The sequence below is a fragment of the Pseudomonas sp. EL_65y_Pfl2_R96 genome (assembly GCF_963970905.1).
Classification (GTDB): Bacteria; Pseudomonadota; Gammaproteobacteria; order Pseudomonadales; family Pseudomonadaceae; genus Aquipseudomonas.
Window position 1 is genome coordinate 53,549 of the sequence record NZ_CAXAQH010000008.1, and the last position, 13,450, is coordinate 66,998.

A 13,450-nucleotide genomic window follows, 5' to 3' on the forward strand; every position below is an offset into this window, starting at 1 on the left:
CGGGTCATGGAACTCTATACTTACTACCGTTCGACCTCGTCTTTCCGGGTGCGCATTGCACTGGCGCTGAAGGGGTTGGATTACCAGGCGCTGCCGATCAACCTGATCGCCCCGCAAGGTGGCGAACATCGGCAGCCGACGTACCTGTGCATCAACCCGCAAGGCCGGGTGCCAGCCTTGCGCACCGACGAAGGCGAATTGCTGATCCAGTCACCGGCGATCATCGAGTATCTGGAGGAACGTTATCCACAGGTGCCGTTGCTCTCGAAAGACCTCGCCGCCCGCGCCCATGAGCGTGGCGTGGCGGCGGTGATCGGTTGCGATGTTCACCCGCTGCACAACGTCAGCGTGCTCAATAAGCTGCGGCAGTTGGGGCACGACGAGCCGCAGGTGGTTGAGTGGATCGGTCACTGGATCAGTCAGGGCTTGGCGACGGTGGAGCAATTGATCGGCGACAGCGGTTATTGCTTTGGCGATCAACCGGGGCTGGCGGACGTCTATTTGATCCCGCAGTTGTATGCGGCCGAGCGCTTCAATATTTCACTGCAAGCCTACCCGCGAATTCGTCGAGTGGCAGCGTTGGCGGTGCAGCATCCAGCGTTCATCGAGGCGCATCCGGCGAACCAGCCAGACATCCCTTGAAGCTTCACACCGCTCCCACAAGGGATCAGTGCACCACCGAATTGGGTGGCAAATGCCCCAGCCGTTCGGTCAGGCGAATCCGCTGGATCGGGTCGTCGCAGAGCAGCAGCGCGTGTTCCAGGTCAAAGCGCTCGGCATTCGGGCAGTCCAGCCGTTGATAGAGGCTGGCCCGGGCCAGGTAGTCGGAGGCACTGGCGTTGCCCAGTTCCAGCACGCGCTCGGCGTCGACCAGGGCGTCGATGTAGTCATCGTTCGTGAGGTGCAACTGGCGCAGGTTGCGTGACAGCCGTTGCAGCATCTGCGTAGGTTCTGCGGTCTGCAAATGCTCGGCGCTGAGCTTCATGTTCGGGCCGTACTGGCGTTGCAGCAGTTCACGACAATCGTTGGGGTACAGCCGGCGCCCACCGCACGGGTCGAGCAGGTGGTCGGCGCCTTGCACCCGCAGCAGGAAATGCCCGGGGAAGTTGACCCCGACCATAGGAATCTCCAGCCTTCTGGCCAGTTCCAGCGCGATCAGGCCCAGTGCCAGTGGCTGGCCTCTTCGGCGTTCCAGCACTTTATGGAGTAACGCCACTTGCGGGCGCAAGGGCGTGAAGTCGTCCTGGGCAAACCCCAGGTCATTCATCCGCCGCAACAACGGTTGCGCCAACTCATTTACCGGCAGCATCGGCAACCCGTAGCTGACTCGCTGTTGCAGGTCCTTGAAGTCTGCCAGTACCGCCTCGGGATTGAGTTCATTATCGTGTTCGGCGGCAATCCACAGCGCCGCCTCGAACAGCGCGGGCGGTGATCGTTGCAGACAGTCGAAAAAGCGTTGGCGCGGGGTCATCAAAATCTCCGGGGAATGCCCTCGTTTTAGCCCCGTCCCACGCTTTCGTCCAGTACCGCACACAGGCGGTAACAGGTTATGTCCGAAAACTTCGAAAGCGGTGCCGCTTATTCCGGCGCGCTTCTGCAATTTTTGTGCGCAAGCCTATACTGGCGACTACAAGAAGTGATTCGGGAGCCCTACGATGTTCGCTCTCATGCAAAGCACTCGCCTTGAATCGCTGCACCTGAGCGTCGATCCGGTCACCGGATTGAAGGCGGTGATTGCCATCCATAACAGCCGTCTGGGGCCTGCCTTGGGCGGTTGTCGTTACCTTGCCTACCCCAGCGATGAATCCGCGATCGAGGATGCTGCGCGCCTCGCCCAAGGCATGAGTTACAAGGCGGCCTTGGCCGGCCTGGCCCAGGGCGGTGGCGTTGCGGTGATTATTCGCCCGGCCCATGTGGAGAGTCGCGCCGCGCTATTCGAAGCGTTCGGGCGCTGCATTAACGAGCTCGACGGTCGCTACATCACCGCCATCGACGCCGGTACCTCGGTGGCGGACATGGATTGCATCGCCCAGCAGACGCAATTCGTCACCAGCACCACCGCCGCGGGCGACCCTGCACCCCACGCGGCCATGGGCGTGTTCGCCGGCATCCGCAGCACCGCGATGGCCCGCTTGGGCAGCGACAATCTCGAAGGACTGCGCATCGCCATTCAAGGCCTGGGCAATGTCGGTTATGCCTTGGCCGAACAGTTGCACGCGGCTGGGGCCGAGTTGTTGGTCAGCGACATCGATCATGGCAAGGTGCAACTGGCCATGGAGCAGTTGGGCGCTCATCCAATTGCCAACGATGCGCTGCTCAGCACACCGTGCGACATACTCGCGCCCTGCGGCCTGGGTGGTGTGCTTAACAGCAATAGTGTGTCGCAATTGCGCTGCGCGGCGGTCGCAGGTTCGGCCAACAACCAGTTGATCCATCTGGAAATCGCCGATCAGCTGGAACGCCGGGGCATTTTGTATGCGCCGGATTACGTGATCAATGCCGGCGGGCTGATCTACGTGTCGCTCAAGCACCGCGGGGAAGAGCTGACAACCATCACCGCGCACCTGTCGAAAATCAGTTCACGACTGACCGAAGTCTTCGCCCATGCCCAGGCAGAAAAACGTTCCCCGGCCCGGGTGGCGGATGAGTTGGCGGAGAAAGTGCTGTACCGGTGATGCTGTACGGGTGAAAAGTATGAATCGACAAGGGAGTGAGCGCCTATCCGGCCCACTTGCTCCCCAAGCCCTGCGCCACAAGCGTCGGGCCTGATCATTGCACGCCGACCCCGCGTGCCAGGAGCCCTGTGATGCTTCACAAGGTTGAGCTGCCTTATACCCGTTTTTTATCCCCTGATGGCCAGTTGCTTGGCGATCTTCCCGCCTGGGCCGACGATTTCAATCTGCTGACGCGCCTGTATCGGCAGATGGTCCTGACCCGCCTTTTCGATCAGAAAGCTGTCGCCCTGCAACGCACCGGACGCATCGGCACCTATGCGCCGACCCTGGGCCAGGAAGCCATTGGCGTGGCGGTCGGCAGCCTGATGCACGCCGAAGATGTGCTGATCCCGTATTACCGTGACACCGCCGTGCAGTTGATGCGTGGCGTGCGTATGGAAGAAATCCTGCTGTATTGGGGCGGCGACGAGCGTGGCAGCGACTTTGTCGACCCGGCGGTGGCTCAGGATTTCCCGATCTGCGTACCGATCGCTACTCAGGCTCTGCATGCCTGCGGCGTGGCCAGCGCGTTTAAAATCCGTGGTGAGCATCGGGTCGCCGTCACCACCTGCGGCGATGGCGGCACCAGCAAAGGTGACTTCCTGGAAGCCCTCAATGTCGCAGGCGCCTGGCAGTTGCCGGTGGTGTTTATAGTCAACAACAACCAATGGGCGATTTCGGTACCGCGGCGAATTCAGTGCGGTGCCCCCACTTTGGCGCAGAAAGCCATTGGCGCGGGCTTCCACGGCGAGCAGGTCGACGGCAACGACATACTCGCCGTTTATGACCGCGTGCAAGCGGCCCTCGAACGGGCGCGTCATGGTAAAGGCCCGATGTTGCTCGAATGCCTGAGCTATCGCCTCGGCGATCACACCACGGCCGACGATGCCACGCGCTACCGCTCGGCGGACGAGGTCAAGCAGGCCTGGCTCGAAGAACCGATCAAACGCCTGCAACGGTTCATGGCCGGGCAAGGTGTATGGGACGAAGGCCGCGAACAGGCGCTGATCGGCGAATGCCAGGCGCTGGTGCAACGTGCTGTGGATAATTTTGACGCGGCGGGTTTGCAGGCGCCGGAATCGGTGATCGATCATGTTTACGCGCAGTGGCCGCAGGCTCTGGCCGAACAGCGCGAAGAGTTCCTCGAACGAGTGGCGCGCCGGACGGGAGGTTCGGTCCATGAGTAACGGTAAGGTGACGCTGCTGGAAGCAGTGAATCTGGCGTTGCATCGGGCCATGCGCGAAGACGAGAACGTCATCGTCCTGGGTGAAGACGTCGGGGTGAACGGTGGGGTATTTCGCGCCACGCTGGGCCTGCGCGACAGTTTTGGTTTCAAGCGGGTGATCGACTCGCCGCTGGCCGAAACCATGCTCGGCGGGCTGGCGGTGGGCATGGCGGCCCAAGGCCTGAAACCAGTGGTGGAAATCCAGTTCATGGGGTTCATCTACGCCACCATGGAACACCTGGTGTCCCACGCCAGCCGCATGCGCAATCGTACGCGCGGGCGGATCTCCTGCCCGATGGTGCTGCGCTCGCCGATGGGCGCCGGGATTCGCGCGCCGGAGCACCACAGTGAAAGCACCGAAGCACTGTTCGCGCACATTCCGGGGCTGCGGGTGGTGATCCCGTCCTCGCCGGCCCGGGCCTATGGCTTGTTGCTTGCGGCCATCGATGACCCGGATCCGGTGATCTTTCTCGAACCGACCCGACTCTATCGAATGAACCCGCAACCGCTGTTGGATGATGGCAAGCGCCTGCCGCTGGACAGCTGTTTCACCCTGCGCGAAGGCAGCGACCTTACCTTGATCAGTTGGGGCGCCAGTGTGATGGAAACCCTGCAGGCCGCGACGGTGTTGGCTGAACAGGGCGTTTCGGCGGAAGTGATCGATGTCGCCAGTATCAAGCCGCTGGACCTCGACACAATGGAGGCCTCGGTGCGCAAGACCGGTCGCTGCGTGATTGTGCATGAGGCGCCGCGCTCCTGCGGGGTCGGCGCGGAAATCGCCGCCAGTCTCTACGAACGGGTGTTGCTGGAGTTGCAGGCACCGATCCTGCGAGTCACCGCGCCAGACATTCCACCGCCGCTGTATCGGCTGGAATCGCTGTACATGCCCAGCGTCGAAGACATTCTGCACGCCTGCAACACCGTGCTGCATCACCCCTGAAGAGACGCCAGAGGCCAAGGAGGTTGTGATGAAATATTTCAAACTGCCGGATCTGGGCGAAGGCTTGCAGGAGGCGGAAATTGTCCGCTGGCACGTCAAGGTCGGCGATACCGTCAAGGCTGACCAATTGCTGGTGTCGGTGGAAACCGCCAAGGCGCTGGTGGACATTCCCGCGCCCTACGACGGCGTGGTGGCGAAAACCTTCGGCGGCGAGGGCGACATTCTGCACGTTGGAGAGCCGCTGCTCGGTTACGAAGGTGAAGCGGATGCGGGCACCGTGGTGGGACGCCTTGAGGGCGGCGGTACGAATCAGGAGGATGCATTTTTTATCGGCGCCGCGCCTTCGACCCGCGAACACCTGGCCAGCCGTGCCACGCCGGCAGTGCGTCAACTGGCTCGGCAGCTTGGCGTTGAACTGAGCGCATTGGTCGGCTCCGGTCAGGACGGCCAGATCACCCGCAGCGATGTGGAAAATGCGGCCCAGACGGAACGTGAGCGCTTCGGCGGTGAGAAGCTGCGCGGTGTGCGACGCAGCATGGCGCTGAACATGGCCAGGTCCCATGCCGAAGTGGTGCCGGTGACGATTTTCGGCGATGCCGATCTGCATCGCTGGGGGCTGGCGCGAGAACCACTGATTCGTCTGGCCAAGGCCATGGCGGCGGCCTGTGCGGTGGAGCCGGTACTCAACAGCGCCTTCGATGGCAAAACCCTGTCGCTCAAACAACACCAACGGCTCGATCTGGGCATTGCTGTGGATACGCCGGACGGTTTGTTCGTGCCGGTGTTGCGCGATGTCGGCAATCGCACGTCAGCAGACTTGAAAGAAGGCGTGATGCGCCTGCGGGCCGATGTGCAGGCGCGCTCGATCCCGCCCAAGGAGATGATGGGCGCGACGCTGACCCTGTCGAATTTCGGCACCTTGTTCGGCCGCTATGCCAACCCGGTGGTGGTGCCGCCGCAAGTGGCGATCCTCGCCGCCGGGGCGATCCGCGATGAACCGGTGGCGGTCGAGGGCGCGGTGGTGGTGCATCCGATCCTGCCGCTGTCCCTGACCTTCGATCACCGTGTAGTGACTGGCGGCGAGGCTGCGCGGTTCTTCAAGGCTCTGGTGACGGCGCTGGAACAACCCGAGGCCTGACGTTTTGCGGGCATGAAAAAGGCCCTGAGCCATTGGACTCAGGGCCTATTCAATTCGGGCATTGCTTACTTTGGCGTCTTGGCGGCTTTGGCTGGCTTGGTCGGCTCAGCGGGCGGCACTTCAACAGGTGCAGCGACTTCAACGGGTGCAGCCTTTTCAACGACTTCAGCCGGCACATTCAGCAGTTCGGACAGCGCGTCCGGCTGGCTCTTGAATGCCTTGGCGAACACATCACGGTTCTTCGCCATGTAGATCCCGGCTTCTTCCACTTGCTGTTCGGTCAGGGACGGAACGGCTTTTTGCAACACTTCAGCCAGCAATTCGGCCAGTTCGAGCATTTTGTCATGACGGTCAGCTTCGGCTTTATCCATGAACAAGCGCTCCAGATCTCGGCTGCTGCGGTATACCACTTCGACGGCCATTCACCACCTCACATGCCTTCACATTTAGTTGTCTTTGCGACTACTGTATCTATATACAGCGAAAAGGATAAGCGAATCCCTGCGCTTTGGGTAGTGGCTTTTTAATGTAGACCGTAATCGGCGTTTGTCAGGTGAACCGTGGCGCAGCCATCGCGAGCAGGCTCGCTCCGACAAGAGATCTGCGGCGTTCACAAAACCATTGTGGGAGCGAGCCTGCTCGCGATGGGGTCCGTCCAGACACCACAGAAGTGTCCAGTAGCAGCCCATCGCCATCTCACCCCACAGCCTCTGGCCTTTTTTCTGCATGCAGAACAACCGTCACGTCCAACCCGCATCATCCGCTCGAACCGAGCTAAGGAAAAATCATCGTGAAAATCAACTGGGCCGAGAACCTGCGGCAGAACGTGCACCAACTGGCCGAGTCCCTGGGCAACCTGTTCGTCGAGACCTTCCACTACCTGGCGCTGTTCGCCATCGGTGCGGTGACCGCTTGGGCTGCGGTCATGGAATTCCTCGGGATGCTGGAGAAGGGGAACATCAAGATCGATGACATCTTGCTGCTGTTCATCTACCTGGAACTGGGGGCGATGGTCGGGATTTACTTCAAGACCAACCACATGCCGGTGCGTTTCCTGATCTATGTGGCGATCACCGCGCTGACGCGGCTGCTGATCTCCAACGTCTCGCACCACAATCCGCCGGACCTGGGGATCATCTACCTGTGCGGCGGGATTCTGCTGCTGGCGTTTTCGATTCTGGTGGTGCGTTACGCCTCGTCGCAGTTCCCTTCGGTGAAGATCGAACACCCGCAGCGCAAGATCGGTGCGGGTTCCGGTGAACATCCTGAAGTGGAGAAGGGCGAGCTTTAAAGCCCCATGGCGGGCCAGGGCCGGGATTTGACCAAGGGCGGCGGCGGGTTGCGATTGTCGCCGTCGGTCATGGCTTCGAGGATGGCCACGGCGCTGTGGCCTTGTTCGATGGCGATGCCGAATTGAATGCTTTGCACCAGGCGTTTGAGGCGCTTGGGATCGTTACGCTGTTCGGCGCTGATCATCCGTTTGGCCGCCACGCGGCCACTTTTGGAGAGGGTCAGCATGATGCTGCCGTCCAGACCCTGAATGCTCAGGTTGATTTGATACTCCGGAGCAAAGGCATCGGTAATGATCTGAAAAGGGTTGTCCATAATGCGTCACCGCCTGATTGAACGTGCAGTTGTTGACGGCTGTGATCGGGATTAGTTCGCGACACCAGACCACCGGCCTTCCATGTTCATGTACTTCCATCCGTGCAACGTAGGAGGCAAAGCAAGGGGCATGCCGGGAAAACGATGGGGTAGTGAACACGGCAAAAAGAAGGCGGGCACTCTGGCCCGCCTTCTTTTTGCCTGCCCGTTTCAGGGCATGAACGAATAGATGATCGCAGACAGTGCAATCAAACCGATCAACACCACGAACACGTTCGAGGCCTGGCCCGAGTACTGGCGCAAGGCCGGCACGCGGCGGATGGCGTACATCGGCATCAGGAACAACAGGCACGCGATGATCGGCCCGCCGAGGGTTTCGATCATGCCCAGGATGCTCGGATTGAAAGTCGCCACGGCCCAGCAGCTGAGGATCATGAACAGCGCAGTGATGCGGTTCAGCCAACGGGCGGACATGACTCGACCACGGCCACGCAGGCTTTTCACGATCAGGCCCTGAAAGCCTTCGCTGGCGCCGATGTAATGGCCGAGGAAGGATTTGGTGATTGCCACCAGCGCAATCAGCGGCGCGGCGTAAGCGATGATGGGTGTCTGGAAATGGTTGGCCAGGTACGACAGGATCGAAATGTTCTGTGCCTTCGCAGCGGCCAGATCCGCCGGGGACAACGCCAGCACGCAGCTGAAGCAGAAGAACATCACCGTGACGACCATCATGGCGTGCGCGATCGCCAGAATTCCGCTGCTTTTGCGTTCGGCTTGCTCGCCGTAACGCTGTTTCTGATCGACGGCGAAGGCGGAGATGATCGGCGAATGGTTGAACGAGAACACCATTACCGGGATCGCCAGCCACAGCGTCTGGAAGAACAACGGCATGGGCATGCCTTCACTGGCGGTGGCGAAGAACGCGCCGTTCCAGTTTGGAATCAGGCTGATACCGAGCAGCAACAACGCTGCGACGAACGGGTAAACCAGCACGCTCATGCATTTGACGATGACGCCCTGACCGCAACGGACGATGGCCATCAGGCCGAGAATCAGCCCCAGCGATAGAATCGCCCGAGGCGGCGGCGTCATCTGCAACTGGTGCTCCATCAGGCTGCTCAGGGTGTTGGTCAGCGCCACGCTGTACACCAGCAGAATCGGGAAGATCGCGAAGAAATACAGCAGCGTGATCAGCTTGCCGGCGCCGATGCCGAAGTGTTCTTCCACCACTTCGGTGATGTCCCCGGAACGACCGGATAACACGAAACGCGTCAGGCCGCGGTGGGCAAAGAATGTCATCGGAAATGCCAGCACAGCCAGAATCAGCAGTGGCCAGAAACCACCCACGCCGGCGTTGATCGGCAGGAACAGCGTGCCGGCGCCAATCGCCGTGCCATAGAGGCCAAGCATCCAGGTGGTGTCGTGTTTGCTCCAGCCTTTGTGGGTTATTTCGCTATTACGTGTCAGGTCTACAGCAGGATTATCGGCGGCAGGTGTATGTATTTCGGTCATCGGTATCGCCTCGTTATTATTTTTGCTCGGGCTCACGCGAAACGGTCAGAAAATGCGCCTCAGCATTCCACCCAGCTCACCGCCAGGCCGCCCCGTGAAGTTTCTTTGTATTTGTCGTGCATGTCGGCGCCGGTATCGCGCATGGTGCGGATCACCCGGTCCAGGGAAATGAAGTGTTTGCCATCACCGCGCAGGGCCATTTGCGTGGCGTTGATCGCCTTGACGGCGGCAATCGCGTTGCGCTCGATGCACGGCACTTGCACCAGGCCGCCGACTGGGTCGCAGGTCAGGCCGAGGTTGTGTTCCAGGCCGATTTCGGCGGCGTTTTCCAGTTGCTCCGGGGTGGCGCCGAGCACATCCGCCAGACCGGCGGCGGCCATGGCGCATGCCGAGCCGACCTCACCCTGGCAGCCGACTTCGGCGCCGGAGATCGAAGCGTTTTTCTTACAGAGAATGCCTACAGCGGCGGCGCCCAAAAAGAACGCGACGACATCATCGTCCGATGCGTCCGGGTTGAATTTCATGTAGTAGTGCAGCACGGCGGGAATGATCCCCGCCGCCCCGTTTGTAGGCGCGGTGACCATGCGCCCGCCCGCCGCGTTTTCTTCGTTCACGGCAAGGGCGAACAGGTTGACCCACTCCATGGCCGACAGGGTGGAGCTGATGACATTCGGTTTGCCGATTTCCAACAGGCTGCGGTGCAATTTCGCGGCGCGGCGCGGAACATTCAGCCCGCCCGGCAGGATGCCTTCGTGACGCAACCCTTGCTCGACGCACTCGCGCATCACCGACCAGATGTGCAGCAGCCCCTGGCGGATCTCGGCGTCGCTGCGCCAGACCCGTTCATTGGCCATCATCAGCTCGGAAACCCGCAGGCCGTGCTGCTTGCACAGCATGAGCAATTCGGCGGCACTGGAGAAATCGTACGGCAGCACCACGTCGCTGGCCGGTGCCATGCCTGACTCGGCTTCGGCCGCTTCGATGATGAAACCGCCGCCCACCGAGTAATACGTCTGCTCGAACAGCTCACCGGTTTCACCGAAGGCTGTCAGGGACATGGCGTTGGGGTGGTAGGGCAGGCTCTCGTCGAGCAGCAGGAGATCGCTCTTCCAGTTGAAGGGGATGATCGATTGACCTGCCAGACTCAGTTCGCCGGTCTCACGCAAGGTTTGGATTCGGCTGTCGATGGACGTGGGATCGATGCTGTCCGGCCATTCGCCCATCAGGCCCATGACACAGGCACGGTCGGTGGCATGGCCGACGCCGGTGGCCGAAAGCGAACCATAGAGTCGGATTTCTACCCGCCGTACGTCGTCCAGCAAAGCTTGATCGATCAGGGCTTGGGCGAAGGTCGCGGCGGCGCGCATCGGGCCGACGGTGTGGGAACTGGACGGACCGATGCCGACTTTGAAGAGATCGAAAACACTGATAGCCATGCTAAAGCCTATACAAGCAATGGAAGAGAAATCGCTGCCATTTTTGTAGGACAAGCGCAATGTCGGCGATACTGCCTACCTCGGTCCTACGTGACCAACGAAACTTCCTAAGAAAGCCTTTAGCAGGACTAAACGATGAGTCGCCAATTGCATGCCCAGACTTACGTCTGGCTGCACGTGTTTTCCTGTGCCGCGCGGCACTTGTCCTTCACCCGCTGCGCCGAAGAACTGCACATCACGCCGGGGGCGGTCAGTCAGCAAATTCGGCAGCTGGAAGAGCGGCTGGGTTTTCGCCTGTTTCATCGGCGCGCCCGTGGCGTGGAATTGAGCGCTGAAGGCCAGCGACTGGCCATCACTGTCAACGAGGCCTACGGCAGCATCGACGCAGAATTGCGACGATTGGATGCGGGAATGATCAGCGGGATTCTGCGGGTGCGCTCGATCCCGTCGTTCCTGAGCAAATGGCTGACTCCGCGCCTGCCACGTTTGCAGCAGCGTTTTCCGGATATCCAACTGCGTTTGGTGGCTGAGGACAGCAGCGTCTCGTTGCACGAAGGCGACTTCGATCTGGCGATCGATCTGAACGACGGCAGTTATCCCGGATTGTTATCCACAGCCTTGTTGGACGAACAAATCTTTCCGGTGTGTGCCCCGAGCCTGTTGCGCGGGCGCCCGCCGCTGCACGGCCCGGCAGACCTGATGCATTTTCCGCTACTGCACGACATCACGGCCTGGCGTGGCAGCTACGAGTACGCGGAATGGGAGTTTTACCTCAACGCCATCGGCTTCGAGGGCGCGGACGTGCGGCGCGGGCATACCTTCAATCGCAATCACCTGACCATCGAAGCGGCAATTGCCGGGATGGGCGTGGCGATTGCGCGGCGCACGCTGCTCAATGACGAACTGGAACGCGGGACGTTGATCGTGCCGTTTGGCTTGGCGGTGCCGAATCACAAGCGTTACGTGCTGCTCTATGCACCGGGCGCGCTGAGCCATCCGAGCGTACGCGCGGTGCATGACTGGCTGGTGGAGGAGGCGGGGATATTTCGTAGTCTGCATCCGCTGGCGGAGCGGCAGATGTGAGCAGCTAAGACATCAAGCAGGGGCGACCGAACTCCCGACATTAACAGCGCTTTTGCCCGTTGTCCGGCTTTTTTTACGTATGAATATTTATCTTTTTTTAGGGGTTGAATTATCCAGCGTACACACCGATTGTGTAACCAAGAGGTCACGGTGATGACGCCCAAGGGCTAACTGACCGGCCTCTCGCGAGCTAGCTGAAATAAGGGATGAACTATGCAAATCCAAGTCAATAGCGATAACCATATTCAAAGCAGTAAACGACTGGAGGAGTGGGTACGTACTACCATTGAGAGCACGCTCGAACGTTATGAAGAGGACCTGACCCGCGTCGAGGTCCATCTGCGGGACGAGAACGGCGACAAGCCGGGCCCCCATGACATACGCTGCCAGCTGGAAGCGCGGCCAAAAGGCCACCAGCCGATTTCCGTTACCCATAAAGCCGACTCCCTGGAACTGGCGATCGACGGGGCGGCCGAAAAACTTGAACATGCGCTGGAGCATATGTTTGGCAAATTACGCGGCAAACCACGTGCCGCTGTCGTGCCGTTCGAGAGGGGCGCTCATGCTGACGTCCTGCTGGAAGAAGAATTTCTCGAGAACGAACAGGCTGCGCTCAACGGCTGAGGCTTGAGGCTGCTTTTACCCTTCCACTAAAAAAACGGGCCTGCATTGCAGGCCCGTTCTTGTTTCTGGATTTAGTGATTCCTGGGCGTGTTCCAATGCCAGTCAACAGGTACGGAACCTGTGGGAGCGGGCTTGCTCGCGAAGGCGGCTGTACAGGCACCGAAAAACCTCAGGACTGCTGCGCTACCGCAAAAACGCCTGCCGATATTCTCCCGGCGCTCCTCCCAAAGCCTGCCGAAACCGGTTGGTGAAATGACTCGCACTGGCAAACCCGCAGGCCAATGCAATCTCCCCCAATGGCCGCGACGTCCCGCGCAATAACTCCCGCGCCCGACTCAGTCGCCGCGCCAACACATACTGATGCGGCGGCAGCCCGAAGCTCACACGAAACATCCGCGCAAAATGATATTCCGACAGCGCACACAACGCCGCCAATTGTCCGAGGCTGATCGCTTCGGCCAACTGACTGTCGATGAACTCCACCAACTGCCGCCGCTGGTGCGCGGCCAATCCGCCCTTGAGGCGCAAGCCCTGACGCACGCCGACCTGGCTGAGCAACGTATGGCTGAGCATCTCGTGGGCCAGGCTGCTGGTGAGCAGGCGTTCGCCCGGTTCGTCCCAGTTGAGGGCGATCAACTGCCGAAAGCGCCGGGCCTGCTGCGGGTCTTCGAGGAACGTGCGCTCGTGCAACTGTAATTCCCGGGGTTCGCGATCCAGTAGCGTGACGCAACCAAGGGCATATTGTTCGGCGCTGAAATACAGGTGGGCCAGGCGAATGTCGCCGTTGATCACCCAGCCGGACTGATGGTCGGCCGGCAGAATGCACAGCTTGTCCGGGCCGCCCTTGTTGCCGGGCTGATCGCGGCGAAAGGTGCCGGTGCCGCCGGCGATGTAGCACGACAAGGTGTGATGGCTCGGCGCTTCGTAGTCCTGGGCGTCGTGGTGGTTGTTCCACAAGGCTGCAGCCATACCGTCACCGAGCTCGGCGCTGTGCTCCAGGCGAGCATTGGGCGAGCGGTTGAGGGCTTGAAAGACTTGCAGCGTTTCCAGTGCGGCCATGATCGGTTCTCTCCAACGCCTTGCATCCTACTCCGTAGACGTTGGCCTGCCAGCCCGGCGGCCGACAAAAGCGCAAGTTTATGCAAGTGCAAAAGGGGGGCACGTTGGACACT

13 protein-coding genes and 1 pseudogene are annotated in these 13,450 nt (G+C 60.6%); 8 read left to right on the top strand and 6 right to left on the bottom strand.

Features of this window, described 5'->3' with window-relative positions; translation table 11 throughout:
- The first annotated feature begins 6 nt into the window (after positions 1–6).
- Positions 7–642 (top strand): maleylacetoacetate isomerase, encoded by a 636-nt coding sequence (gene maiA, locus AACY49_RS11110; RefSeq protein WP_339523689.1) that lies wholly within the window; start codon positions 7–9, stop codon positions 640–642.
- 25 nt (positions 643–667) lie between these two features.
- Here maiA and AACY49_RS11115 read toward each other — a convergent pair whose 3' ends face one another.
- Positions 668–1,471, bottom strand: coding sequence for a SirB1 family protein (locus AACY49_RS11115; protein ID WP_258697498.1), 804 nt, complete (start codon positions 1,469–1,471; stop codon positions 668–670).
- 184 nt (positions 1,472–1,655) lie between these two features.
- Here AACY49_RS11115 and AACY49_RS11120 point away from each other — a divergent pair, with 184 nt between their 5' ends.
- From AACY49_RS11120 to AACY49_RS11135, 4 genes are all read left to right on the top strand, one after another.
- Positions 1,656–2,675: a Leu/Phe/Val dehydrogenase gene (locus tag AACY49_RS11120; RefSeq protein ID WP_258697497.1), complete on the top strand. Its 1,020-nt coding sequence runs from the start codon at positions 1,656–1,658 to the stop codon at positions 2,673–2,675.
- 131 nt (positions 2,676–2,806) lie between these two features.
- Positions 2,807–3,901: a pyruvate dehydrogenase (acetyl-transferring) E1 component subunit alpha gene (pdhA, locus tag AACY49_RS11125; RefSeq protein WP_339523692.1), complete on the top strand. Its 1,095-nt coding sequence runs from the start codon at positions 2,807–2,809 to the stop codon at positions 3,899–3,901.
- Complete coding sequence (locus tag AACY49_RS11130) at positions 3,894–4,880, top strand: alpha-ketoacid dehydrogenase subunit beta (protein ID WP_339523693.1); 987 nt, start codon at positions 3,894–3,896, stop codon at positions 4,878–4,880. The genes pdhA and AACY49_RS11130 overlap by 8 nt, the downstream gene beginning before the upstream one ends.
- Positions 4,881–4,908: 28 nt before the next feature.
- Entirely contained in the window at positions 4,909–6,018 is a 1,110-nt protein-coding gene (locus tag AACY49_RS11135; RefSeq protein WP_320392191.1) for a dihydrolipoamide acetyltransferase family protein, read from the top strand.
- A gap of 182 nt (positions 6,019–6,200) precedes the next feature.
- Here AACY49_RS11135 and AACY49_RS11140 read toward each other — a convergent pair.
- Positions 6,201–6,440, bottom strand: a pseudogene (locus AACY49_RS11140) (YebG family protein); the annotation flags it as partial.
- A 368-nt stretch (positions 6,441–6,808) separates the two neighbouring features.
- Here AACY49_RS11140 and AACY49_RS11145 point away from each other — a divergent pair.
- Positions 6,809–7,309: a phosphate-starvation-inducible protein PsiE gene (locus tag AACY49_RS11145; RefSeq protein ID WP_258697493.1), complete on the top strand. Its 501-nt coding sequence runs from the start codon at positions 6,809–6,811 to the stop codon at positions 7,307–7,309.
- Here the strand turns inward: AACY49_RS11145 and AACY49_RS11150 are convergent.
- From AACY49_RS11150 to AACY49_RS11160, 3 genes are all read right to left on the bottom strand, one after another.
- Positions 7,306–7,623: a DUF3509 domain-containing protein gene (locus AACY49_RS11150; RefSeq protein ID WP_258697492.1), complete on the bottom strand. Its 318-nt coding sequence runs from the start codon at positions 7,621–7,623 to the stop codon at positions 7,306–7,308. The two genes, AACY49_RS11145 and AACY49_RS11150, sit on opposite strands and share 4 nt — an antisense overlap.
- A 210-nt stretch (positions 7,624–7,833) precedes the next feature.
- Entirely contained in the window at positions 7,834–9,135 is a 1,302-nt protein-coding gene (locus AACY49_RS11155) for a serine/threonine transporter (protein ID WP_339523697.1), read from the bottom strand.
- Positions 9,136–9,194: 59 nt separating this feature from the next.
- Positions 9,195–10,571 (bottom strand): L-serine ammonia-lyase, encoded by a 1,377-nt coding sequence (locus AACY49_RS11160; RefSeq protein ID WP_320392188.1) that lies wholly within the window; start codon positions 10,569–10,571, stop codon positions 9,195–9,197.
- Between the two features lie 135 nt (positions 10,572–10,706).
- Between AACY49_RS11160 and AACY49_RS11165 the strand changes: the two genes are divergently transcribed.
- Both AACY49_RS11165 and AACY49_RS11170 read left to right on the top strand, forming a co-directional pair.
- A complete protein-coding gene (locus AACY49_RS11165; protein ID WP_258697489.1) occupies positions 10,707–11,654 on the top strand; it encodes a LysR substrate-binding domain-containing protein in 948 nt (315 codons plus the stop codon).
- A 213-nt stretch (positions 11,655–11,867) separates the two neighbouring features.
- Positions 11,868–12,278 (top strand): HPF/RaiA family ribosome-associated protein, encoded by a 411-nt coding sequence (locus AACY49_RS11170; RefSeq protein ID WP_258697488.1) that lies wholly within the window; start codon positions 11,868–11,870, stop codon positions 12,276–12,278.
- A gap of 183 nt (positions 12,279–12,461) precedes the next feature.
- Here the strand turns inward: AACY49_RS11170 and AACY49_RS11175 are convergent, their stop codons facing one another.
- Complete coding sequence (locus tag AACY49_RS11175; protein WP_339523701.1) at positions 12,462–13,337, bottom strand: AraC family transcriptional regulator; 876 nt, start codon at positions 13,335–13,337, stop codon at positions 12,462–12,464.
- Between the last annotated feature and the right edge of the window lie 113 nt (positions 13,338–13,450).